The 23,207-nt window shown below is 44.5% G+C and carries 27 protein-coding genes and 1 pseudogene; 3 read left to right on the forward strand and 25 right to left on the reverse strand.

Annotation, left to right across the window (positions count from 1 at the left end; translation table 11 throughout):
* The first annotated feature begins 46 nt into the window (after positions 1–46).
* Positions 47–523, forward strand: a complete 477-nt coding sequence (locus NST57_RS15815; RefSeq protein ID WP_142155905.1) for a divergent PAP2 family protein — start codon at positions 47–49, stop codon at positions 521–523.
* Between the two features lie 40 nt (positions 524–563).
* Here the strand turns inward: NST57_RS15815 and NST57_RS15820 are convergent, their stop codons facing one another.
* From NST57_RS15820 to NST57_RS15835, 4 genes are all read right to left on the reverse strand, one after another.
* Positions 564–1,208 carry a 3D domain-containing protein gene (locus NST57_RS15820; protein ID WP_142155906.1) on the reverse strand — a complete coding sequence of 215 codons (645 nt, stop codon included), beginning with the start codon at positions 1,206–1,208 and terminating at the stop codon, positions 564–566.
* A gap of 99 nt (positions 1,209–1,307) precedes the next feature.
* Complete coding sequence (locus NST57_RS15825; RefSeq protein WP_003212933.1) at positions 1,308–1,628, reverse strand: YuiB family protein; 321 nt, start codon at positions 1,626–1,628, stop codon at positions 1,308–1,310.
* An 81-nt stretch (positions 1,629–1,709) separates the two neighbouring features.
* Entirely contained in the window at positions 1,710–1,835 is a 126-nt protein-coding gene (locus tag NST57_RS15830; RefSeq protein ID WP_008346797.1) for a YuiA family protein, read from the reverse strand.
* Positions 1,836–1,970: 135 nt separating this feature from the next.
* Positions 1,971–3,188, reverse strand: a complete 1,218-nt coding sequence (locus NST57_RS15835; protein ID WP_162149727.1) for an NAD(P)/FAD-dependent oxidoreductase — start codon at positions 3,186–3,188, stop codon at positions 1,971–1,973.
* Positions 3,189–3,578: 390 nt separating this feature from the next.
* Between NST57_RS15835 and yumC the strand changes: the two genes are divergently transcribed.
* Entirely contained in the window at positions 3,579–4,577 is a 999-nt protein-coding gene (gene yumC / locus NST57_RS15840; RefSeq protein WP_039181175.1) for a ferredoxin--NADP reductase 2, read from the forward strand.
* 46 nt (positions 4,578–4,623) lie between these two features.
* Here yumC and NST57_RS15845 read toward each other — a convergent pair whose 3' ends face one another.
* On the reverse strand, positions 4,624–4,830 hold the full coding sequence (locus NST57_RS15845) for a hypothetical protein (protein WP_008346803.1): 207 nt from the start codon (positions 4,828–4,830) through the stop codon (positions 4,624–4,626).
* A 197-nt stretch (positions 4,831–5,027) separates the two neighbouring features.
* On the opposite strand from NST57_RS15845, the gene NST57_RS15850 reads away from it, so the two are divergent.
* Positions 5,028–5,444: a hypothetical protein gene (locus NST57_RS15850; protein WP_341298833.1), complete on the forward strand. Its 417-nt coding sequence runs from the start codon at positions 5,028–5,030 to the stop codon at positions 5,442–5,444.
* 124 nt (positions 5,445–5,568) lie between these two features.
* Here the strand turns inward: NST57_RS15850 and NST57_RS15855 are convergent.
* The 20 genes and pseudogenes from NST57_RS15855 to NST57_RS15950 form a co-directional block, all read right to left on the reverse strand.
* Positions 5,569–5,667 (reverse strand): annotated as a pseudogene (locus tag NST57_RS15855) (iron-sulfur cluster assembly accessory protein); the annotation flags it as partial.
* Between the two features lie 198 nt (positions 5,668–5,865).
* Positions 5,866–6,201, reverse strand: a complete 336-nt coding sequence (locus NST57_RS15860; RefSeq protein ID WP_341298834.1) for a hypothetical protein — start codon at positions 6,199–6,201, stop codon at positions 5,866–5,868.
* A gap of 94 nt (positions 6,202–6,295) precedes the next feature.
* Complete coding sequence (locus NST57_RS15865) at positions 6,296–6,535, reverse strand: phage holin (protein ID WP_224563052.1); 240 nt, start codon at positions 6,533–6,535, stop codon at positions 6,296–6,298.
* Positions 6,532–7,374: a peptidoglycan recognition protein family protein gene (locus tag NST57_RS15870; RefSeq protein WP_341298835.1), complete on the reverse strand. Its 843-nt coding sequence runs from the start codon at positions 7,372–7,374 to the stop codon at positions 6,532–6,534. Before NST57_RS15870 ends, NST57_RS15865 begins: the two co-directional genes overlap by 4 nt.
* Positions 7,375–7,446: 72 nt before the next feature.
* Positions 7,447–7,650 carry a BhlA/UviB family holin-like peptide gene (locus NST57_RS15875; RefSeq protein WP_033881227.1) on the reverse strand — a complete coding sequence of 68 codons (204 nt, stop codon included), beginning with the start codon at positions 7,648–7,650 and terminating at the stop codon, positions 7,447–7,449.
* A gap of 3 nt (positions 7,651–7,653) precedes the next feature.
* Positions 7,654–7,842: an XkdX family protein gene (locus NST57_RS15880; protein WP_341298836.1), complete on the reverse strand. Its 189-nt coding sequence runs from the start codon at positions 7,840–7,842 to the stop codon at positions 7,654–7,656.
* Positions 7,842–8,129 (reverse strand): hypothetical protein, encoded by a 288-nt coding sequence (locus NST57_RS15885; protein ID WP_341298837.1) that lies wholly within the window; start codon positions 8,127–8,129, stop codon positions 7,842–7,844. Before NST57_RS15885 ends, NST57_RS15880 begins: the two co-directional genes overlap by 1 nt.
* Positions 8,130–8,142: 13 nt before the next feature.
* Complete coding sequence (locus tag NST57_RS15890) at positions 8,143–9,603, reverse strand: phage baseplate upper protein (RefSeq protein ID WP_341298838.1); 1,461 nt, start codon at positions 9,601–9,603, stop codon at positions 8,143–8,145.
* A gap of 12 nt (positions 9,604–9,615) precedes the next feature.
* Positions 9,616–11,499: a right-handed parallel beta-helix repeat-containing protein gene (locus NST57_RS15895; RefSeq protein ID WP_341298839.1), complete on the reverse strand. Its 1,884-nt coding sequence runs from the start codon at positions 11,497–11,499 to the stop codon at positions 9,616–9,618.
* Positions 11,500–11,516: 17 nt separating this feature from the next.
* The gene (locus tag NST57_RS15900; protein ID WP_341298840.1) at positions 11,517–13,022 is read right to left on the reverse strand and encodes a phage tail protein; all 1,506 of its coding nucleotides are present in this window, start codon (positions 13,020–13,022) and stop codon (positions 11,517–11,519) included.
* Positions 13,023–13,027: 5 nt separating this feature from the next.
* Complete coding sequence (locus tag NST57_RS15905; protein ID WP_341298841.1) at positions 13,028–13,855, reverse strand: phage tail family protein; 828 nt, start codon at positions 13,853–13,855, stop codon at positions 13,028–13,030.
* Between the two features lie 4 nt (positions 13,856–13,859).
* Positions 13,860–19,139 (reverse strand): phage tail tape measure protein, encoded by a 5,280-nt coding sequence (locus tag NST57_RS15910; RefSeq protein ID WP_341298842.1) that lies wholly within the window; start codon positions 19,137–19,139, stop codon positions 13,860–13,862.
* A gap of 248 nt (positions 19,140–19,387) precedes the next feature.
* Positions 19,388–19,696, reverse strand: a complete 309-nt coding sequence (gpG, locus tag NST57_RS15915) for a phage tail assembly chaperone G (protein WP_341298843.1) — start codon at positions 19,694–19,696, stop codon at positions 19,388–19,390.
* A gap of 152 nt (positions 19,697–19,848) precedes the next feature.
* Positions 19,849–20,424 carry a major tail protein gene (locus NST57_RS15920; RefSeq protein WP_341298844.1) on the reverse strand — a complete coding sequence of 192 codons (576 nt, stop codon included), beginning with the start codon at positions 20,422–20,424 and terminating at the stop codon, positions 19,849–19,851.
* Positions 20,425–20,436: 12 nt separating this feature from the next.
* On the reverse strand, positions 20,437–20,775 hold the full coding sequence (locus NST57_RS15925) for a hypothetical protein (RefSeq protein ID WP_341298845.1): 339 nt from the start codon (positions 20,773–20,775) through the stop codon (positions 20,437–20,439).
* Complete coding sequence (locus NST57_RS15930; protein ID WP_341298846.1) at positions 20,775–21,194, reverse strand: HK97-gp10 family putative phage morphogenesis protein; 420 nt, start codon at positions 21,192–21,194, stop codon at positions 20,775–20,777. The genes NST57_RS15925 and NST57_RS15930 overlap by 1 nt, the downstream gene beginning before the upstream one ends.
* The gene (locus tag NST57_RS15935) at positions 21,194–21,535 is read right to left on the reverse strand and encodes a phage head closure protein (RefSeq protein ID WP_341298847.1); all 342 of its coding nucleotides are present in this window, start codon (positions 21,533–21,535) and stop codon (positions 21,194–21,196) included. Before NST57_RS15935 ends, NST57_RS15930 begins: the two co-directional genes overlap by 1 nt.
* Before the next feature lie 10 nt (positions 21,536–21,545).
* Positions 21,546–21,803, reverse strand: coding sequence for a head-tail connector protein (locus NST57_RS15940; protein ID WP_341298848.1), 258 nt, complete (start codon positions 21,801–21,803; stop codon positions 21,546–21,548).
* 2 nt (positions 21,804–21,805) lie between these two features.
* Positions 21,806–22,096 carry a fibronectin type III domain-containing protein gene (locus NST57_RS15945; RefSeq protein WP_341298849.1) on the reverse strand — a complete coding sequence of 97 codons (291 nt, stop codon included), beginning with the start codon at positions 22,094–22,096 and terminating at the stop codon, positions 21,806–21,808.
* Positions 22,080–23,207 carry a phage major capsid protein gene (locus NST57_RS15950; RefSeq protein WP_341298850.1) on the reverse strand — a complete coding sequence of 376 codons (1,128 nt, stop codon included), beginning with the start codon at positions 23,205–23,207 and terminating at the stop codon, positions 22,080–22,082. The genes NST57_RS15945 and NST57_RS15950 overlap by 17 nt, the downstream gene beginning before the upstream one ends.

Below are 23,207 nucleotides of genomic sequence, written 5' to 3' on the forward strand. Positions count from 1 at the left end.
TCATTTTGCACGTTATTTTTTCTTAAAGAGAGGATGTTTCTTGTTCATGAGCGTACTGACGAATTTTCCGCTGCTTGCCAGCCTTGCAGCCATCTTTTTTGCACAATTTGTAAAAGTACCGATTCAATTTATCTTTTCTAGACGACTAGATTGGTCGCTCATTACAAGCACAGGCGGAATGCCAAGTTCACACTCCGCAGCAGTAACAGCACTCTCAACAGCAGTTGCTTTAGAGCACGGGCTAGGAACATCTATTTTTGCCATTTCCGCCATCTTTGCCATTATTACAATGTTTGATGCGACAGGTGTTCGCAGACAGGCAGGAGAACAGGCAACTGTCCTAAACAAACTGGTCACGGATTTTAACCGGTTTGTTGCCGAGGCAAAGAACTTCCCAAATGCGGAAGAAAAAGAGAAGCAAAAGAAATTGAAAGAGCTTCTTGGGCATAAGCCGATTGAAGTCTTCTTCGGCGGCTTAACAGGAATTTTGCTCACACTCATCTTAGATTATTACTTCATGTAGAAGCGAAAAAGCTTTGGACCTTTTGAGATCCAAAGCTTTTTTATTCTTTATTGGCTTGAAACTGCTGCCGGAACACTTGCATCGACTCCGCTTCATTCAACTGATTTAAGTCTTTTTCTGTGAGTGTTCCTTCACCCTTTTTAATCACATAAACGTCCAGCACTTTTTTACCCCATTCTCTATACACATCATCAACCGTTTCATAATATAAATCAAGCTTATGACCTTTAATCGCTTTCCCAGTATCTGCGACTACACCATAGCCATAATTGGGGATAAACAGGACAGTTCCAATCGGAAAGACAGATGGGTCCGCTGCCACGGTTGAATATAAATCACGTTTTACTTTGACGCCTGAATATGTAATGCCATATGCATGATGTTCTTTCGTCTTGCCTGTTGATTCTACACCTGCTGTATAACCTGTGGCGACAACCTTTTGCTTCGGATAATCGTTCCAATTAAATGCTTCTTCGAGAGAAACAGCTCGCAAATCGTCACTTTTCACCGCCATCGTCTGCCTTTTTGGATGCTTAAAAAAAGAAGATACGTGCTTACCGGCATCGGTCTCTTTCACCCATTCAGCTAAATCACTTGGCTCTACGCCAGATATGCCCGTAAAGCTTGTCATCAAGGCAAGCATAAACAGAACTGTCATGAACAATCGTTTCATCCATGTTTTCATTTCTATTTGTCACTCCTCTACCCATCTATTTGTTTCCAAACAAAATGGAAACTATGCAAAGGAGAAACAAAAAAACCCACTTGCGTATAGACAAGTGAGTTAAAACATTTGATAGCCTCTTTTACGAAGGGCATTAATGACAAAACCTGAGGCAATGGCACCAATTAGACCACTTAATAAAATGATGATATCTGCCGCAGCAAGAGAAACGATGCGGTCTCCTATCCCAGAAAAAGCAATACCTGGTTCTCTTACATAAGCGATCATCTTTTGATTATTGATAATAAAAAGGCATACAATTGGATATAAAATTGCCATAATCCATGACATTCTCAGCAGCATATTCAGCAAAAAGCCAATGCCGAAGAATAACACGAAAAATAAAATAACTGAAATGATAACGACTGGTAAACTGATCACTTCATCTCCACCCCCAAATATCCCATCATTAGTTTAACTTGGAAATAGAGATGAAGTCAATCAATGGAAAAAGCCGTAAGATTAATGCTTCTTTCCTGTCCCTTTACATTCCTCACATGTTTCTGATCCGCCTAGCAATAACTGAAAATATCCTTTTCCTGAACAATACTGACAAGTTGACTTTTTTTCTTTCGTTTGTGCATTCATATTGCTCACTCCTTAATCTAAATTTTCTGATAATTCATCATAACATATTTTTATGTCCAGTACCAAGTGAGAAAATATTCCGTCAAACATGAAAAAACGTGTACCACAAGGATACACGTTTTTGTCTATATCGGTTTAGAAGAACTTGAATTTTCCTTTTTTCAGAACAAGTCCTGGTCCGCCAACCATGAATAATGAACGGTTGTCGATGATTTTTTTCATTGCAGAAGCTTTTGTTCCTTGAAGTTTTTTACCAAACGCAACACCTACAGCGTCGTGTTCACCAAGAGAAGCAACTGTTCCTTTGATGTCTGGCTTAAAGCTTTCAAGCGTGCCACCTTTTACTAGTGCTGCAAGGTTTTTCGCTACTGTTTCACCTTGCTGCATCGCAATTTGTGCAGTAGGTGGGTATGGACGATTAATTTCTTCATTGATGATTAATGAGCAGTCACCGATGATGAATACATCTTCATTTTCTGGTACACGAAGATCTGGAGACACTTTTACGCGGCCGCGCATGTTTTCAAATCCAGCTTCTTCAACGATTGGGTTACCACGTACACCAGCAGCCCAAACAACTGTTTCTGCTTTGATTTCTTCTGTATCATCGTCTTTTCCAACAATGATGCCTTCAGGCGTACATTCTTTGATCGCTGTACCGATTTTGAACTCAACACCTTTACCTTGAAGGTAGTTCATCGCATAGTCGATCAATTCAGGATCGAATCCTGGAAGAGCTGTTGGTGCAGCTTCTACACAGATAATACGCACGTCTTTTTGATCAATATCATACTCTTTGCAAAGCTCAGGTACACGGTTTCCAAGCTCACCAAGGAACTCAATACCTGTGAAGCCTGCACCGCCGACAACGATTGTCAGACGCTCTGGACGCTTTTCAGCATCTGTATTATAAGTCGCAAATTGAAGTTCAATGTGCTCACGAAGCTGACGAGCAGAGTTGATGTTAGAGATTGAGAATGCATATTCTTTCAGTCCTGCAATACCAAATGTTTCAGGAACAGCACCAAGCGCAACAACAAGGTAGTCATAAGAAAGTTCGCCATCTGATGTCACAACTTTCTTCTCTTCCTTATTAATGCTTTCAACTGTTGCTTGTACAAAGTTGACACGGGAACTGTTAATCACATCTTTGATTTGATAACGACAACGGTCATGATGAAGAGTACCTGCACTTGCTTCATGTAACCATGTTGTTTCGTAATGATAATTATGCTTGTTCACAAGAGTAATGTCCGCATCATTTGTGCCAAGCTGTTTTGTTAATCTTGTTACAGTCATTAATCCGCCATAACCTGCACCTAATACAACGATTTTCGGTTTATTCACTGGAATCACATCCACCTTTTTTAAATTTGCTGTAAAACGGATAAAGAATTACATATCGTTATTCTCAACCGCTTTGCGGCATTTTATGAAATTTAAACAAAAAAATAAGTATGTGAAAATCTGAACTTTCACCTACAAAAAACGAAAGCATTTGACCGTATCCGACAAAAATTCATAAAAAATTAATATTTAGTTCCCTTAACAATAATAGCGAGTTCTGCTCCTTTTTTCAAGGCTTTAAACTGAAAATCCTTAGGATAAACGGTCTTTCTCTCTTTTTTCCCCTTTTCACAGCATCGGCATCAAAAAACGACAAGTTTTTCAAAACAAGTCAAACGACGATATGTGGTATGATATGATATAGTGATAACAATTTTCATTTGGGAGGATTAAGGAATGCAAGAAGATTCTAAGGTATATGACATTACCGTTATCGGGGGCGGCCCAGTCGGATTGTTTACTGCGTTTTACGGAGGCATGAGACAGGCAAGTGTGAAAATCATTGAGAGCCTTCCTCAGCTCGGCGGTCAACTATCCGCTCTTTACCCTGAAAAATACATTTATGATGTGGCTGGTTTCCCAAAAATCCGCGCACAAGAATTAGTTGATAATTTAAAGGAACAAATGGATAAATTTGACCAAACCATTTGCTTAGAGCAAGCTGTGGAAACGGTTGAAAAACAAGCAGACGGTATCTTCAAACTCGTTACGAATCAAGAGGTTCATTATTCAAAAACAATCATCATTACAGCTGGTAACGGTGCATTCCAACCGAGAAAGCTTGAGCTAGATACAGCAGAATCATTTGAAGGAAGCAACCTGCATTACTTCATCAATGACTTGAACCAATTCGCTGGCAGACGTGTTGCTGTTCTTGGTGGCGGAGACTCTGCGGTCGACTGGGCACTGATGCTTGAGCCAATCGCAAAAGAAGTATCGATTATTCACCGTCGTGATAAATTCCGTGCACATGAGCACAGTGTAGAAAACTTGCACAACTCGAAAGTCAATGTGCTGACACCATTTGTCCCAACGGAGCTCATTGGGGAAGACCGCATTGAACAAATTGTGCTTGAAGAAGTCAAAGGCGATAAAAAGCAAGTACTAGATGTGGACGACGTGATCGTCAACTTCGGTTTTGTTTCCTCCCTTGGACCAATCAAACAATGGGGCCTTGAAATCGAAAAGAACTCTATCGTGGTCAAATCCACGATGGAAACAAACATCGAAGGCTTCTATGCGGCAGGAGACATCTGTACGTATGAAGGAAAAGTCAAATTAATCGCAAGCGGATTTGGTGAAGCACCAACTGCTGTGAACAACGCGAAAGCCTACATGGACCCGAAAGCCCGTGTACAGCCGCTTCATTCCACAAGCTTATTTGAAAACAAATAAGAACGGATCAAAAAAAAGAGTTCCATCTGCGGAACTCCTTTTTTGTTTATTTAAAAATCCCAATATAGGCATTCGCCATTCCAAGTACCATTGCAGCAAGTAGCACCACAACAATTCCTGCCACAACCAAAATCACCCGATCCTTCACACGTTCCTTTTTCGGAAGCGGCTTGTCTATCCCGCAAGATGGACATGTTTTCGAACGATACGGAATCAGTTCATGACAGTTCCTGCAATTGATTTGTTCACTCAAACCTCAGCAACCTCTTTTCTGATGACAGTATATGTTTGGTTCTCATGATACTCTTTTCGAGTGGAAATAGCCAGTTGTGAGGACAAGCTGTAACAAAATTGAGCGATTTATCAATTGTTGAAGAGAGAATGAAGGTTTCATCTGTTCGACCGATATATAGGAAGTGAAGATGATGTTCATAAAGGAGCGATAGAAAGATGTTCAAGCGTTTAATAATCAGTTTGAGCTTGTTACTGATGATCAGCAGCTCAGTTGAACTGTTTGCAAAAGACTATAACAAACATTATGCTCAGTTCGCAGCAGGATTGAATATGGATGTTGATCAACTAGAACCTTTTTTAAAGCGTGTATCCACTTCGGTTTTGGATTCTGGTTTGAGTGATCAAGAAATCAAACAGATACTCTACAAAGTTCAAAAGATGAATAAAAACAATGAAACGAAAAAAATGGGCACTTTTGAAGTGGTGTACCATGAAAAAACAGCAAAGATTAAAATTGAAATTGAAGTCCACGTGGAAGATGGCAATAAAGAAGTCGTGATCTATATGTTTAGCACCCAAGAGTTGGTGGATGTCTTGGATAAAGAACTATTGAAAATAGAAGAAGCTATATGAGACAGAGACGCGGAATGAGTGTCTCTTTTTTATAGTTTATTTTCCTCAATAAAAAAGCCTCCTCGATCGTGTTGTTTACAAAAACAAACGAATAAGGAGACTTATCTTAATTCACGATCAGTTGTTAGCACTCTTCCGGCGTACCGGTATTCGTGGCTGTTCTGAACGAAGAACCGCATCCGCATGATGCGATCGCGTTCGGATTGTCAATCGTGAAACCGCCGGACGGTGAGCGTTAGGTGAAAAGAGCGTCATATCAACGTTTATATGAGTTAGTAACGATTGTTTTTGTTCGGAATGATTGTTAATTGCGCTATGTAGTAGCGATTAATCTCGTTATTATCATAATACCTAAGTAAGCGGAGATAAACAAGCATTATTCGCAACTATTTTACGGCATAAAAAAAAGCGCCCCGCCCAATTAAGGACGAGGCTTCTCGTATATCCAACTTATTTTAACCGGCTTTTCGCACCGTTTGCATTTAAAATCTTCGCTACGTTCTCGAACCATATTCGACTTATCGCAGTAGGGGCACTGTACTGTCTGCGCTACTCCACCGATAACGAGCAGCGTCATACCCGCAATAAATAACGGTATACCAATGATTGCAAGAAACAACGTCAAACTTAACGCAATACCAACGGCCGTCATAATCATTCCTACCGGATATAAAATAAAACGTTTCAGTCCGTAAGGTAATAACGGCTTTTTCATACGTTTTTCAACTGTAGGTATATCAACTCGCAAATCTTCCACGATGCACCTCCGATCCCATTCGTTACTAAAATTATAGCCGTAGTTGCGCAGATACGCAATATGTAAAGGACGCCGTAGGGCGCCCCGTTATCGTCTACTTCTTGCCGACTTCATCTAACGCTTTTCTTTCTCGCGCCTTCTTAGACACATCGTTATCTTTCCAGTATGCCAACAGCGCCGTAAAGCCGAGGAACAACAACGCAATAAAGTCGGATACTGCCGCTTCGTCTACCGGTATCGTCTGAACGCCAAACATCGTCAGCCCGCTATTTACGAGAGCCAACGCAAGCAAAATAAATCGAGTCACCGTTCCTACGCTAATATTCGTCTTCATACGCTATACCCCGCTTTCTTTAGTGCCGCCACCAGTTTGGCGCGTGTTGCTGGCCCGTAGATGCCGTCGTTTGCGATACCGGCCTGCGTCGACTGGAATCGCTTGACTGCGTTAGCCGTTTTCGGACCGTAAATGCCGTCGATTCCGTTATTCTTCGCCCCTTTGTTCGGGTAGAAATATACGGCAGCCAATGCGTTTTGAAGTTGAGTGACGGCAGTCCCGCGAGCACCTTGACGGATCACGCCGGTCGGTACCGCTAGTTTTTTGGACGGCGCTTTCGGTTTAGACGTCTTCGGTGCGCTCGTTTTCACTGGCTTAGTCGCTGCGCCCGTTTTGCTTCCGTTTAGCGTTGCGAGCTCTTTCGCAATTGCCGCTTTAACCGCGCCCCAACGACCTTCGTCTAACACGCGATGCGGACAATGCTTTCCGCTCCAATCTTCGTGCTTTTTGACGCGATCGACGCCCCATCCGCGCTCTTTTAGAAGCTGCGCAATGAATTTAATCGCCAGTGCTTCCGCCTTTTTATAACGCTCGCCCCCGGATTTTGAATAACACACCTCAACGCCGATTGATGTTCTGTTTCCGCTATTAGAGCCGGAACCATCACCGCAGTGCCACGCGTTTCTATTCGTTTCAATCCCTTGAACAACCTCTTTATCGTCGACTGCGTAATGGAACGATACTGATGCGTTGTTATTTCGCATATAACTAATTTCATTTTCGGCAGGCGCATCGTTCGCCGTATTGTGAAACGTAATGTATTTCGCACTCATAGAATACGGGCATTTAATTGATTTTTTCGCTGAAGATACGAGCATTTTACGTACTTTAATCGTCATATTATCGTCTCCCTTTTCGTAAATTTTTCGTATATAAAACCCGCCGGACTCTCACCTGACGGGCGTGCTACGTTATTCCCTTCCGCGAAACTTCTCCTCGAGTCGATCAATCTTATCGATGATAACGTCGTACTTATCGCTAAACTTATCGAGTAGATCCTGAAGCCGCGATTCGCGTTCACGGTTCGACTTCATAACGTAAATTAGAAGCCACGTAAAAAGGACCGCGAAGGGCCCCTGCGTTAAAAAATATTTAATTACGTCGAGCTCGCCCAATGACTACGCCTCCTGTTCGCTATTAGTTACAGACTCATCCTCGCTTGGTGGCGCATCATCTACGTAAGGCTCACCCGTAATTTCTTCGTACTGTTCCGGCGTAATTTTCTTCATGACGACCGCGGCTGCGACTTGTTCCTTCGTCCAATCTCCGTCTGCATAAAACTTCTTGATGATCGCGAACCAATTCATTAAATCACCCCTCCCATCATTAGCGTAAAAACCAACTCAGCGTGCTGCTGACGTAGAACTTCGATTTCGGACGGCTGGAACTCCGGTTGTAAGTCGTCGATATACTCCTGTGTAGCCGATTCGTACCATTCCTCTTTTTCCGGGTCAAACTTGGCTATATAAAGACCATTTTGCGGCTGTATTGACGTGTATCCCTCCGGAACTTCTTCGCCGTTATCTAAATCTACGAGTAGTTCTTCACCTGGCTGCCATACGAATTCTTCATCGTATTTATAAATCCATATCATGTACATGCACCTCCTATGCGGATTTGAAACGGAATCCAAACGTAATAAACTCAGTCGGGTTTGACGAGTTAGATGACGATTGAATACAAACGCGACCGTCAATGCCTATAAAAGTTCGATGATATTGCGGTACTCCTGACGTACCTACACTCGAAGCAACTCCAATAAAATGCGTAGATTGAAGAGGACGATACCCAGCCGGCAGGGTGAACGCTACCACATCATTACCGAGCGTTCCTCCGTAGATTGAACCGATTATTTCAACTACGCCCATAGCATCTTTGCTATATCGCAATGTGTGCGGAAAACCGTCAGGTGATACGTATTGGTTCCAGCCATTTGATAGCGTAGGAGACGCCCAAGAGACGTTCGCATCAGCGCTGGAAATTACCTTACGCCAACCCTGCCAACCTAAGTTTCCATCGCGATAATTTGTATAAAGGTTGTTTCGGTAGTCGAAGGTCATCGCCCATCCGAAAGTCCCCTTACCTTCGCTATCTAACGACGTAAAATGGAACTGGCCTCTATTACTAATAGAAACGGGCGAATTTAAAGCACCTCCTGCGGCGTAGAACGTCCCGAATCGAACGCCAACCGACGTAATTTTCTCTAACACGTCCTCCCCATTTGCTACGTTAACTAGAGTATTTCCGTTATCCGCCGTGATCTTGACCGATTGATTTCCGTTCCATTTCGTTCTATCACTTTCGGATACGTGAAGAGACGTCTTCGCTTCGTGAAGGTCTACTTTCTGTTGCGCCCCTGATGTAGTTTCCTTCGAGTTCCAGGTCGATCTCTCTTCGTTAGTTACGTGCTTTACTGAATCGTTTGCGTGTGTAGTCACTTTCGCCTGGGAACCGACTGTCGTTTCTTTCGCATCCCATTCCGTTTTCTTCTGAGCCGTGACGTGAACGTCTTTGTTTCCCGCATGCGCGTCTACTTTAGCCTGGGCGCCCTCTTTCGTTTCTATCGAATCCAAGTCTTCGAATTTTGCTTTTATCGCATCTAAGAGTTCGATAGAGTCGTCGTACAGCTCCGTCACGATCGCTTTTAAGGATTCGAAATCATCGATATAATACTCCGCAACCGGAACGATGTCTTGATCGATAAGCGCTTGTTCTATGTTGAACCCGAATTTATGAACGGACATAGACCGGTTGTTATTGTAGTAAACGTATAACTCTGCGGACACATTACCGTAATGCGTTACTTCTTCGTCTGATAGCACGTATGCAGCGCGCCCCTCAACTTTGTCTAGTAGCTCGACGTTGCGTACGAACTTACTTCCGTCCGCCATCTGAAGCGCTAGTTTTACAGTCGCAGCAGAAAGAGGCAAAGGCGCCCCATCTTTAGTAAGTGAGAATAATAGTTGCGCCGTTCCTTTATCCTGCGTGCTGAACTGAATACTCGCCTTAATCGTTCTTTTCGTATTCGCATTAATATCGAATTTTAAAGAACCTGTTTTGCTTGTCATTTTACAACCTCCTTATACAACGTCAGCCGCGTTGGTAACTGGATTTATACTATTATCATTAAGCGACGCAACGGCTCCCGAACCTTTAAGCCAGTTTCCGTAATGCATCAAGTCAGAACATAGACTCGTTAAATACATCCCGTAGCGCATCGTCTTTCCAGTGATGTCATTACCTACGATAGTTGACCGCTTTACGCCGTCCATGAAGATGATTCCGTCATATCCATCGGTGCTATTTGTCCGAAGTCCAGCGTTGTCGATAATGTTTCGATTTACTATGATTCTCAAAGAGTCTCCCGAAACAGAAATGCCGGAGAATCCTATGTCTTTTAGTACATTGTCCGCGATAGATACGTTCAAGCATCCGTCTTCCTCGACACGAATTCCGTTTCCGTCAATCGTGCGTGCAACGTTCCCCGAAACCGAGCCGTATTTACTTCTCGTCACGAGTATTCCGTGATGATTAATGTCATCTAAAACGTTACTAGAAATCGAAAAGTTATTGACGTCCGATACGTGGATTCCATGACGTTCCGTTACGCGGCTGATAGTATTCGAGCTTATGACAACATCGTCTATAGTTTGATAGCCTCTACGCCCGTATACTTGGATCGCATGATCGACCGTAATATTATCGAAAGAGTTCCCGGAGATAATGTGCCGTTTTGTCTTGTTTACACGTCCGGTCGGGTTGCCGTTTTTATCGTGAGTGTACACGCTATCCGGACCCGGCAGTAAGATACGAACACCGCCTGCGCAATTTCTGAAATAGTTACCCGTGATATGAACGTCTTGCCACTTATTTCCGGATACGGCCCATTCTGCGGTATCCTCGACCGTGTTGCCTTGAAAAGTAATTCCGGAATATAAATAACCATCGGTACTTGTATGCGAATCGATGGCTCTCGCCCATCCGCCTAGCTTCATAGATTTTCCGAAGAAGCAGTTACGAACCGTGATATTTCTCGTTGGCGTGTGGTCATATGATCCGAATGCACCGAAGTTACTAGAATCGCGCATTAGATCGACTTGAATTGCAGCCGAGAACCAACGATCTCCTACGTAGTCAGCGTAGCCTTTGAACTTTACATTTTCGATCACTACGTTTTGGTTTCCGGCGCAATCGAACGCATGGCCTCCGCAAACGTCTAGGATCGTCAGGTCCTTAATCATCACACCGTCCGCATGGCCGAAGCTGAATACGGAACATTGTTCCTTAAACTCGGCGCCTAAACTGTCAATCGTTCCGCCGCCTTCGATCACGATATTTCCGTGACCGTTATATAAGGCGCTGCTATCCGTAGAATCTCCGTTGACAAACATAGACCCGACGAAGCCTCGCTTAATATAAACTCCCTCCGACACAAGCACGCGGGTATTGCGGTAGATTCTTAATGTTCTTTGTGAGGTATAAGTGCCAGGCGGAATATAAATTGTGACCGCTTTTGTCTTCGATATATTTAGCGCTGCTTGCATCGCGTCCGTAAAATTGCCGTGCTTATTTAGAAACGGCTGCAAAGATACGTATACGGCTGCGTCACTGATCTTTTGATCAATTATCGCGAACTCATAGTCGAAACGGTCTTTCGCTGTTAAATGTGTACTCGCATCTAAGGCGACCCGAAGATCGACGACTTCTTTAACGTCTTCGCCATCATGATTGACGACGAGATTCGCAAAGCGCGCTCCGTAGTTATCTAACCGATTAGCGACGGTAAATACGCCGTGAGTAATTTGGTTTGACGAGTGCGCTTTACTGTCGATCTTATGTGAAGCTAATGATCTATCTAGTGCCAACAGATCGTCCGAAACTTCGTGAAAGTTGACATTAAGATCTGAAATGAATTTTCTATCGAATCCCGTAGTTCTGAAGTTTTTATAAATATATTTAGGCAAGTACATTCACCTCCGTATTATTTGAATTGAAGAGCTAATGAAATGAAACTGCTCGGCGACGGGTTGTTGCTGCTTTCGATACAAACGTCACCATTTGCCTTTATGACCGCGTTAAACGTATAAGGTGTGGTGCCGGATGTCCCTGCGTATCCATTGAAATAGATCGGGTATGCCGGTCGTTTATCCTTCGGTAGATTAAATACAGGCGCGTTAAGACCGATAGTCCCGTTCTTGATAACTCCGCGAATGTAAGTTGTTCCCGTCACGTCTTTTCCGAACTGGATAGGCGCAGCCGCATCAGTCACCCAACCGTTGCCAATCGATGGCGCTGACCAATCGACCGCAGTTAAATCGGAGACTTTGCCCGCTGCATTGTTCCACGTCGTTTTCTCGGAAGAAGTTACGTGGATAGAAGCGTTTCCGGTATGTGCGGATAAGTCTTGCGATGTGGCCGCTCCAGCCTTCGTTATGGCCGAAGATTTTAGAACGCCCTTTTTCGAATCGATAACCTTTGCGACACCTTTCCGCGTTGCCTCTAAACCCGCAACCAAAGAAGACGCCTTTTTCTTTACTTTTCCGAACGTAAAAACGGCCGATTGATTCGGGTTTGAGTAATCTTCCCGGCTAACCGCCCGCAACTGCACATCTAATCCGAGGGGATCGATGATGCACCATATATAATCGCCCTTACGAATGTCCGAAAAGCCAGCCCCTTGTAATTCCACAGCGGAGAAACTTACGGAAAGCTCCAAATGATCAGTTAGTTTTTTCTTCATTACTTCTAGCAGTTTGACCTTATCCGTGATACTGTCCTCGCGAACCGGTTCAGCTTCTTTTTTACCGTAGTAGGCTGCGAGAGGACTCGTATACTCTTCCTGTATTGTGAAGCTACCGTCTTCGTTTTGCTTTCCGAACCCTCGGATATACGTCTTAAACTCGGTCGTGTCGATCTCATTTTTTGGATCGTTAATGTTATACCTGAATCTAAAGGTCGGTTCTTCTAACTTTCGTCCGATTTCTTTCGCGATTAGAATATGCGTACCGGAATAGTCGAACTCCGCTTCGAATTGCTCCAAAGCGTCACGCAAAAGATCGTATGATGTTTGCCATCCGAAGCTATCGACGGCCACTTTATCTTTAAGGCCTGCGGTAATCACCTCGAACGTGTATCCTGTACCTTTTAAAGCGAACGTCACCATGTCTTTAAGAGTCATGTCTCCCTTTTTTTCTTCGGCGACGTATCGGTCTTTTAAGTCTTCGAATATACGATGAATGGCCGTTACTTCCTTAGATGGCCGACCGCTGTTTGCAGTTTCGCTAGACGTCTTTACGATGTACTCTTCATCGCGATAGATTAATGTAGTTTGGTTGGTGAGTTTGTCGTATCCATATTGATTAAATGACGTACGAACACCGACCGCGCTGATCGACTTCTCCCCGTCTTCCCCGTTATTTCTAGTCACGAAAAAACCGGACAACGGCTCCTCTACTCCGCTCATGTCTCTTACCGTTAATAGATGCACTTATGTCACCCCCTGTAGAAGAAATGAAAATCGAAACTGATGGTAAAAGTACCGCTAGTACCGGACAGCTCGAAGTCATTCCAACCAGGTGCTAACGAAATGTATTTGCGGTTTGTTTGACTGAATACTGAGCTATCGTTTTTCAGAATTCGCAATTCTTTGAACTTCATCGTGTCCGCCGCATTCGTTGTTCCGCTGAAAGAAACCGTGTTTTTAGTAGTTTTGTTCGTTAATTTAAGACCCGAGGACGCCCCTTTATACGTTATTAGTAACGGCATGTCTTGCGCAGGATCTATAGTCACGTCGCCAGCATTGTAAATCTTGAATTTCGTTGTGCTAAACGAGTAAGCTACGTCGTCCGCTGGTAGTAGTCCTTGCCCTAGCTGCCACTTATCCGCATCGAATGTACGTGGATCTAGCGATGATCCTAACGAATAGGCAAACGGAAGGGCTGACGTAAATTCAATGTCGAACTTTCCTGTAGAAGTACCTACCATCTCCGGCGTAAACGCGCTAGTAACCTTTACGCGCCAAACCTTGCCGGGAAATCTTGAATTAACTATCTCGATATCCGTATCTGTCGCAAATAGCCCATAAACTTCAGCGACACGCATTCCGTAGTCGACTACGTCCTGTCCTGATATCGAAAATGAAGCCGATATTTTCCGCTCACTGAAGGTCGTCCCGTTGTCAATAACGCCGTGCCTTCCCGATACTTCTTGATAGTCTGTACGCGAAGAAAGAGACTCCGGCAAAAATGCCAAGAGCCTCAAACCGTAATCGCGTGTATTAACCCACGAACCACCTTTATTTACTAATAAAAAGCTATGCACTCGATCACCCCTTCATAAGTCCTTCCATCGCAGCCGAAGCCGCTTGACGTCGATCAACCTGTGACGTTATTTCGTTTATAGGAATAGCGACGGTATTATCCTTCGCGACAAGTCTAGTAAGCAAGCTGATTTCTTGCTGCTGTAAATCGATCTGACGCTGAAGCAATGCCGTATTATCCACGCTTGATGCCGCTTGGTTTGTTCCAGCTAGTTCATGCGTTTTCTTGTTAGGATAAACGCGACTACCGCCGGGAAGTCTAACCAACTCTGGCCCCTGCTCTCCTACGAACGCCCATCGATCCGACTGCGGGCTTCCACCGTTTTTATAACCGATGTACGGGCCGCCACGCGCCATAGATTTAAGACCCGGGTGATTGTAGATTCCGCCGTATCTTTTGTTTAAATAATTAATCGCAGCTACGACTTGGTGAATCGGATTCGTGATGTCTTTGAACCCTTTTTTCGAGTAGGCAGCGAATGTCGTCGGGATGAATTGCATAAGCCCTTGTGACGGATGACCCGCCCGAGCGTTACTGTCCCATCGGTTAACTAAGGTCGGATTTCCGCTTGATTCCTTCATCGCGATAGTTTCGAGCGCTTTCGCATATGACGGCGATATTCCCGTGATTTTAATTGCTTGCGCTACCCAACTCTTAACGTTTCCGGTAACCTTTCCGCCTCCAACACCGCCGCCTCCGAAGTCCATCATTCCGCCTAGATGTTTTTTGACGAACGACAAAAAAGCGTCTTTGATGATTTTCGTAACGCCTTGACCTAGATCCGAAAGACCTCCGCCGAAATCGATACTACCGACGCCGAGCATGTCTAATACTTTATTGAAGAGGGCCTTCGGATTACCGATCATGCCCCAAACGTCAAACGCTGAATCTTTTAACTTCGATAAAGCGCCCTTCGCCCCACCTATTAAGTTTTTTGCGCCGTCGACAACGCCATTTAAAAGGCCCGTGCCGTTTTTGTATCGGTAAGAATCGCGCATTAACTTACGCGTGTTCAGGCCTGATATAACTTGCGTGCCTCGCGGTAGGTTCGGTATGAACGTATCTGTACTAGGGCTCATGAACGTTTTACCGTTCGGAAGGATGACCGCTTCAGACATTCCGCCATCGCCGACGATAGCCGGTCCGCCTGGATGTCCGTCAGTTCCTTTTGCGTACTCCGGCGCCCATAACGGAAGTTTCTTGTCTCCTAGTCCAACTTTGCCTAAGACCCAGTTCACTCCGCCAATGACTCCGTTTACCACGTTAACCATAGTTTTCATCATTCGTTTTCCAAGCGTTTTAATGCCGTCAACTGCTTTAAACGCCATACTCACGATTCCGCGTCCAATACGACCCGGAAGTTTTTTCGCGCCTCCGACGATATCATCGAACTTTTCTTTTATCTTCGTCCACATTCCCGTTGCAAATATCGCCGCTCTATTCTTGATAGCTTCCCACTTGCCCGGTAGAGACGTGACTAAATCGCTGACATACGCTTTGACCTTCTCGACGCCTTTCCAAAACTTATCTTTAATTTTGTTCCACATTGTTTGCGCAGTTGTACTCATTTTCCCCTTCAGGCCGTCCCACCCAATAGTGAGTAGGTTAGATCCGCCAGTGAAAATCGAAGCTATAATATCCCAAGCATTCCCGAAGATGCCAACGATCGCGTCCCAAGCTCCGGACCAATCACCTTGCAATATAGATGTGAAAAATTTAAAGATATTCGTAATAATTCCTATCGCGCCCTTTATGATACTGACGATCACAGGGAAAACGATTTTGATGATTTCAAGGATACCCTTTATTACCGGAACGACAATTGTTTCTATTACCCAAGCTAATCCGTTTAGAAGCGCGACTATTCCTTGAATGCCGTATTTAAAAATTTCCGTAATTATAGGCATGATAAGTTTCACGACCTCAAGTAACAACGGTAAAATAACCTTGATTACTTCGCCTAGTACTTTTATTAAATTGACGACTATTGACGCGATAATAGGGAAAGTTGCCTTAATCACATCGAAAAATGCCGGCAGTACAGTCCGGATAATCTCTAAAATCGCAGGGCCGAGTAGACTTAACAACTCTTTTATTACGATTGTGATAGTTTTTACAGCCTGAACGACACTTGGTGCGATCGCTTTTAAGGTAGAAGCCAACAACGGTAATGCGTCTTTTACGATGCCTAGTACCAACTTAATTACTTCGGTATTCAACGTTAAGAAGTTCTTTAATACGGCCGTTATGAATTTTGAAAGGACCGGCACGACGTTGGTTACAAACTTCTCTACTACATCCGTAATCGCTTTGAAATCAATCATAGATGTAACAGTACTCCAAAGGTCTTTGAAAGCTGTTTTAAGGTCTTCAAACGCAGGCTTAAGCGTTTCTACGGATTCCTTAAGAACTGTCATAGTATCCGCGAAAGACGGGCCTAGCTCTTTGGATATATCTGCGAACATTTGACTAAAGGCTGCAATTATCGGTGTTAGTGCTTTAATCGCTCCGGAGACAGCCGATTTAATTGACTCCCACGAAGAATCAACGTTCTTTTTGAAATTATCATTCGACTTATATAAACGGTATAAAAAGCTCGTTAAACTCACTATCGCAGTAATCGCAATGCCAACCGGTCCCGAGACGCCTGCAAGCGCAAGACCAATCGCAGTTAGTGTCGGCGCTACTAATGACGCAGCGCCACCGAGACTTGAAAACGCGACTTTTAGTTGTGCGAAAAACGTTTCAGATATACCCTTAACTTTCGATAGGAGGCCGTCTGAAAAATTGTTAGCGACTTTCTCGCCCGTCTTCTTAAAGAATTTACCGACTGTTGAAGAAACTTTCTTAAACGTTGTCTGCAAACCTTTCGCAGCTTTAGTTAGACCGCTTGTAAGACCGTTCCATGCCTTAGTAAATGTTTTGCTAATGAAGGCAGCCGTGATTCCCGCGGCTTTCTTAACGCCTTGTAGCGACTTATCTACTACTTTGCGGAACGTCTCTGACTTCTTATACGCTACCGTAAACGCGATCACAATTGCCGAGATCCCTAACGTGATTAAACCGATAGGGCCCGTGAGTGCTGCGAAAGCGATCTGAAGTCCGGCCAGCAACTTTCCACTTTGTGCTAATTTAGCCACGACGGTACTCATCGCCCCGACACCTGTTATAAATTGACCAACGCCCATCATTACGAAACCGAAAGCCGCGATAATTCCGAACAAAGCCGTTACTACGGCCGCAGATATTGCGATAATCGATTTCATACGATCAGAGAGTCCGTTGAACCAATCCGTCGCAGATTGAAGAACATCGACCAATTTAGAGATCGCAGGTGTTAAGGCATCGCCAAAACTGATCTGCGCCGTCTCTGCCGCACCGGAAAGTTCCTCGATTTTACCTTTGAGGTTATCCATCTTCTGTTCCGCAACTTTGTCCGCTTTGATCTTATCCATAGCGCCCGCCATTGCGTCGAAGCCTTTTTTTCCTTCTTTTCCGAGGATTAATGCACCGCGAATCGCGTCAGATCCGAAAATCTTGTATAGCGCTTCTTGGCGATCCTTTGCCGATAGCCCGTCTAATGACTTCGCTAACTCTCCGGAAATATCGGCCATGCTTTTCAAGTTTCCGTTAGTGTCGAAGAATTTATTATCCATTAGTCCGAGCGACTTCGCCGCTTCGTCCCATGCCTTTTCGAACTTACCGGTACCTTTTTTCAGACCTGTCGTGCTGATGACGTATTTATCAACGGCTTTCACGATGTCTTCTAAGTCCATGCTCGCAGGCTTAAAGCCTTCTTTACCTAACGTGTCGAAAGCCCTTTTCGTATTAAGCGTTACGAGTCCGAGGTCTTCCATCGTTTCCATCGCCGGCTTTGTCATCGGAACTAAACGCGCTAACATCGTTTTGAGTGACGTACCGGCGTCCGAACCTTTAAGACCGTTCTGCGCAAATACTGCGAGCGCCGTCGCGGTATCTTTAAATGACGCGCCCATGCCCGCTGATACTGCGGATGACATCTGCAAACCATAGCGTAATTCTTCGACCGTGGTTGCTGATGATACTGCGGCTCCCGATAAGATATCAGCCGCTTTTGCGACCGTAAGGTTATCGGCTTTAAACGCGTTCAACGCAGTCGACGCGATTTCTGCTGCGGCTGCTAGGTCTAATTCGCCCGCCGTCGCCAACGAAAGTGCGCCGGATAGTCCGCCGTTAATCGTGTCTTTGATGCTTACGCCAGCTTTAATGATCTCTTCCATACCTTGACCGGCTTCTAGTGCGCTGTACTTCGTATCGGCTCCGAGTGTGATCGCGAGCTGTTTAAGCTGTTTCTGATACTTCTTTACCTCTGCCGGATCCATGACCGCATATACGGACGACATTTGCTGTTCAAAATCCGCCGCTTTTTTCGTAGATAAGACTAGACCGCCGCCCACTGCTGCCGTCATTATACCGAATGAAGTCGCAATTTCTGCGCCCGTTGATTGAAGTCGGTTACCTACGTCCCGCAAGCGTTCGCCGGTACGGTCTAATGTCGTACTGAACCGACCCCATCGCGTTGACTGTGTTTGAATCGCACGGTTTGTCGTATCTAACTGTCGTTCCGTCAGACGCATTTCTCGCGTTGCTTCACTTAACCGAATACTTAGTCGCTGCGTTTCGTCCGCGTCTGCTCCTTTGGCTCGCTTGGATTCGAGATAAAGTCGACGTAAGTCTTTTATTCGCTGCTGCTGAAGCTGCATAGATTGTGTAAGATGCTGTTGTTTTTGGCGAAGTTGGTCCGAAGTACGTCCGAAGTTACTTACGCCCGCCGTTACCGCATCGAAAGAGGCATCTAGGGCGCGTAGTCGTGTGGTCATAGAATTTACGCTTGCGTTTAACTTAGAGCTTAATTTGCCGTATCCGGTACTCTGTTCAGCTAAGCGTCTATTTACTAGCTGGAGTTGGTCTTCCGTTTTCTTCATGGCCGCATAGGCTTTGTTGTATTGTATAAGCATTTTTTGAGCTTCAGCGCTGTCTTTACCTTTCGCCTGGGCGCTTTGCTCATACTGACGACGCAACTCTTTCAGTTTAGAGCTTTGCGTTTGAAGCGTACGTGACAGTACGTCAGATTTCGATTTTAGAGAATCGATACTGTTATCGAATTTGCCAGCGCCTGCTGTCAGCGCTTTAAATTCGCTGTCAAGGGCCTTAATCCGCCTGTTGACCGCCTGTATCCCGCTTGTAAACGCCGAACTATTCAGCCCTATGTCTACGCGCAACGATCCTAGATTTTCATTACTCATACGTTAACCTCCTTTCTATAGGATTTGATCGATAAACCCTTTAGGCGCACTAGATTTTCGACGTTTCTTAGGTGAGTTTTGGAAATGGATGATACGGAATAAAAGCTCGGCCGACATTTCGTCTATTTGAGCCGCCGCAGCATACCCTCTTTCTTCCGCCTCTTTTATATAGAGTCCCATGATCTCGTCTAGTTGCGCCCGGGCGAATTCTTGGGTTGTGAGACTTTCATGTTCGAAAGCCCCTTCCGTTATTTTTTTTCGTCACCCTCAACAACTTCGGAAGCGCCCTCGGCTCGCACGCCGCCTACTGCATTCATAACATCTGTTAATGTGTCGTTAAGTTTGTCAGCTTCCAGTCCGTCATATAGGTCGTCTGCTGTGAACTGCTTACCGAATGCAACCGCCGTGAATTCTAGTAATTTATCTAGTGTATCGACCGTCATTTTTTCCAAGTCGTTTTCACTTTGAAGCTCTAGCGCTTTACGCAGCAATCTTGTTTTAACCGTCGGCATTTCAAATACTTTGTTTTCTCCATTAATTTCAAGTGTGATTTTCATACAAAAACATCTCCATTCAATTTTTTTTAAGTATTAAAAAGAAGAGGTTTTTACGCCTCTTCTTCGGGTGTCTCTTCTACTGGTTCTTCATTGACAATAGGTTCCGGATTTTCTTCTTCCGGTGCCGGTTCTTCTACTTCTTCCTTACCCTTTCAGCCGTTCGTAGCTGGCTCGTAGACTTCTGTAAACCACGCATCGACAACCGCTTGATTAACCGTCTCGCCGCCTGTGTATACTGAACGCTCCCAAACGTCATCGAAATCGCGTCGTAAGAACGTTGCTGAAATCGTATCCGTTTGGAACTCTGGGCTATCGTTTTTAGTCGTATGATTACGCTCCGGTAGTTTGAATTTACCTTTATATAGCGTGTATAGCTTCGATTTTCCGTCTGAAGTAGCTGATTCGAACAGCAACGCGACGTAAGGTGCTTGATCGCCTGCTTTTTTCTCTAAGACGCCGTCGCTATTGATTTTGTGTCCAAGAAGCTTTGCTTGAATTTCGTCTGAAATAGCGTCTAATCCTAGTTCTACTTCGATCGCGCCCATTTGTGTCGCAACTTCTGAAGGGCCATCATCTGCGAAAAGCGTTTCTTCATTTGCGTTAGGGGAAATACTAGCTTCGATCGCTTTCGCCAGTTTGAATGGTGCCTCATATTTAACACCCGTTACATCGTCTTTCACTAAAATAGCTGCATGAATATTGTTTAATCCAACTCGTACTGCACTCACATTACCCACTCCTTAGTTTTTAATTGAAATATAAAAACGGGCCACCTTGTGATAGATGCCCGTCTCTTGTTCGTATTGATCGAATTGGCTTCGTCGAGTAAACCCCGCAGCCTTCATTCGTTCTTTTATTTCGGTTTCAAGTCTTCCGTAATCCTCCGGACTCTTCGTCCAAAGGTCTACTTGTATATATGTGCCGGTCATGGCTTCTTCGTCGTCGCTATTTAACGACGCGGTTTCGCTATAACTGAAGAACGTTATATACGTATTTTCCGGCTTTCCGTCGTAAAACATAAAGCGTACAGGTACGCCGGTCGGTGTCAATGTGCTTGTGACTAGCTTTCGTACACTCATTACGTCAAGTACCTCCGTAAATAGTCCGCCATCGCTTTGACTGCTTCGCCTTTCTTATCGATGAAAGATGGTTCAATGAATGGTTGCGGTCGTTGTCCCGGGTGATCAATAGTTTTGCCGTACAACTTAGCACCATCGGACATTATCTTCCGATTCTTGATTTCGATTAAGTGACGACTCGTACCGAATTCGAAGAAATGCGCAGTAAAAAACCCGTAAGAAGGTCCAATTTCAACCGTATCGGGGCGTTGCTGCTGCGAAACGATTTTATGTTGGCTGCTCGGGTTTCTCCGCTCCATCTCTTTTTTTATGACTTCGGCACCGGCGTTGGTGGCTCCCGATTTCACTTGATCATTCATTTTTCCTAACTGTTCTATTTTTCTCATCAAAGCACTTATGCCGTTTACGTTAACGCCCATTATACGTCGACCTCTTTCGTCACGATAGTAAATGTCGCGTTTTGTTCGTTATCGTTGACAACGCTTTGTATATCGAATATACGGCCGTCAAACTGGATTCGAAGGTCCGTTCCGCGATTATAAAGCAAGTCTTTCGCTTTTTTGGAGTATCGGACGACGAATCGGGCGGTACGTTCCGCTTGAATGGCGGCTGCTTGGTTATATTCGCGGCCCTGCAATGTTTTTACTGCCGCCCAAACCGATAGCACGCTTTTCCATTCCTTTTTCGGGAACCCTTCTTCATCTACGTTTTCAGTGAACTTTGATAGTTCTATTCTTTTATCGAAGTCTCTCGCCTTCACGTCATCCCTCCTATTTTAATTGTAAGATTATACTCTGAAGCGAAAAATAAAGTTTATGAGATACAGGGTTTACGCCTCGGTTATCAAACCATTCCTGTACAAGTAACTTGACTGCAAGGCCGTACAAGGCGCTTTGTTTATACGCCTCTTTAACGCCTGCATTTTCGAGATATTCCGCCGCGGAAGCAATGAGTTCTTCGATCAGTACGTCGTCCTCGTCGCCATCTACCCGCAAGAAATGCTTTACTTTCTCTAAGTCAATCGACATGCTTACTCGCCTTCTTCCGCTGCGGCTTTAGTAACAACGGTCACACTTTGAGATAGATCGGACGTGCTGCCGTTAGTCGAAACCGCCTTGACTGCGTATGAATACGTTGTATCCGGCGTTAGCCCGCTTTCACTGAACGAAGTACCGACGCGTTTTGCGACATAACTTCCGTTTCTGTAAATCTCGTATTCTTTAATTCCCCCGACATAATCAACGGCCTCCCACGATAAAGACACCGAAGTATCAGTCGGGGAAGCCGTCAAACCGCGGGGCGCGTTAGGGAGTAACGTCAACCTTTGCGATACGGAATGCGGATTTTAATTTAAGCTGGTGATCAAAATGCGCAGTCAAGACGAATAGGTTCATGCCAGTTCTGATGTCTTTATCTGTTTCGTAGGCTGTAGCAGGGTCGTAGTTAAATTGCGAGTATTGGAAGTCACCAACAACCGGGTCTACAGCTGCGTCAGAAAATTCAACCGGCTTACCTAGAACTTGCTCCGGCGGCGCCATGAATAGAGTAGAATTTCCGTTCGCTAATTTTTCAACGATGTCAAGATAATCAGAATATCGCATAACGATCTTAGCGTTTGCGCGGAAATCTTCATGAAGGTCTGCAATAGCCTTTTTAATAGCCTCATACATAGAAGCGCCAGTTACTTCCTTAACTTCGCCACTATAGAACGACATATGCTTTTCTTTATCTTTAGGCGCTTTAGCGAAGGCGACGCTTCTCTCTTTCTTTGCAAGGCCGTCCTGTAAGGCTCTTTCTACATGAGCAACTAGATCGGTATCAGTAGCAGCTAGGATCGTTTCGGATACAGATACTAGAACTTTCGATTTAAAACGACCGAATGTAACTAGTGAGCCTTCCACTTCCATTTCTTTAGCCGTTTCTCCATCCGCAATAAAGTCGTCATCATCTAAAGTGAAGTCGATTCGCGGAATTTCTAAGTTTGTAACGCCGCTGTAAACTGATAGGTTTCTAAGTGGATTTCTTACGCCCGGTTCACGAATTAGTTGATCCGATACTGTTTTCGGAAGTAGTTTTTCGCCGCCCGTTCCGTTATCGTCTCCGAGTGCTGCGCGCACCTCCGAAGTTACTGGTCTGTTATTGATAGCACTTCTGATAAGTGTTGCCTTTGCTTGTAATGCATCCATTTGTTGTGTTCCTCCCTCATTTTTTTGAGAACTACCTAAGCGCATTGAAGCGCCTCTCTCTAACTCTTCTTTTTGAGCATTAAGAAGCTCATATCTTTCTTGCAAGGCTTTTTGTGCCTTATCTAAAGACTGAAGTTCCTCTTGTGGCGTCGACTCATCGATAGCCTTTGCGGAAATTTCTTCAGCACCTTTTGTGATTTTTGTCCCTAGTTCTTGAAGTGATGCTTTAATAGTTTGAATATCCAT

This window comes from Bacillus sp. FSL M8-0077 (assembly GCF_038050255.1).
GTDB lineage: Bacteria > Bacillota > Bacilli > Bacillales > Bacillaceae > Bacillus > Bacillus altitudinis.

Coding starts and splice junctions, on each gene's coding strand:
- NST57_RS15890 (WP_341298838.1), bottom strand. CDS start 9,603: ATGACAAGCAAAACAGGTTCTTTAAAATTCGATATTAATGCGAATACG.
- NST57_RS15830 (WP_008346797.1), bottom strand. CDS start 1,835: ATGAATGCACAAACGAAAGAAAAAAAGTCAACTTGTCAGTATTGTTCA.
- NST57_RS15815 (WP_142155905.1), top strand. CDS start 47: ATGAGCGTACTGACGAATTTTCCGCTGCTTGCCAGCCTTGCAGCCATC.
- NST57_RS15865 (WP_224563052.1), bottom strand. CDS start 6,535: ATGAAGACGAATATTAGCGTAGGAACGGTGACTCGATTTATTTTGCTT.
- yumC (WP_039181175.1), top strand. CDS start 3,579: ATGCAAGAAGATTCTAAGGTATATGACATTACCGTTATCGGGGGCGGC.
- NST57_RS15910 (WP_341298842.1), bottom strand. CDS start 19,139: ATGAGTAATGAAAATCTAGGATCGTTGCGCGTAGACATAGGGCTGAAT.
- NST57_RS15885 (WP_341298837.1), bottom strand. CDS start 8,129: ATGATATGGATTTATAAATACGATGAAGAATTCGTATGGCAGCCAGGT.
- gpG (WP_341298843.1), bottom strand. CDS start 19,696: ATGAAAATCACACTTGAAATTAATGGAGAAAACAAAGTATTTGAAATG.
- NST57_RS15850 (WP_341298833.1), top strand. CDS start 5,028: ATGTTCAAGCGTTTAATAATCAGTTTGAGCTTGTTACTGATGATCAGC.
- NST57_RS15940 (WP_341298848.1), bottom strand. CDS start 21,803: ATGTCGATTGACTTAGAGAAAGTAAAGCATTTCTTGCGGGTAGATGGC.
- NST57_RS15930 (WP_341298846.1), bottom strand. CDS start 21,194: ATGGGCGTTAACGTAAACGGCATAAGTGCTTTGATGAGAAAAATAGAA.
- NST57_RS15820 (WP_142155906.1), bottom strand. CDS start 1,208: ATGAAAACATGGATGAAACGATTGTTCATGACAGTTCTGTTTATGCTT.
- NST57_RS15925 (WP_341298845.1), bottom strand. CDS start 20,775: ATGAGTGTACGAAAGCTAGTCACAAGCACATTGACACCGACCGGCGTA.
- NST57_RS15950 (WP_341298850.1), bottom strand. CDS start 23,207: ATGGATATTCAAACTATTAAAGCATCACTTCAAGAACTAGGGACAAAA.
- NST57_RS15880 (WP_341298836.1), bottom strand. CDS start 7,842: ATGAATTGGTTCGCGATCATCAAGAAGTTTTATGCAGACGGAGATTGG.
- NST57_RS15870 (WP_341298835.1), bottom strand. CDS start 7,374: ATGACGATTAAAGTACGTAAAATGCTCGTATCTTCAGCGAAAAAATCA.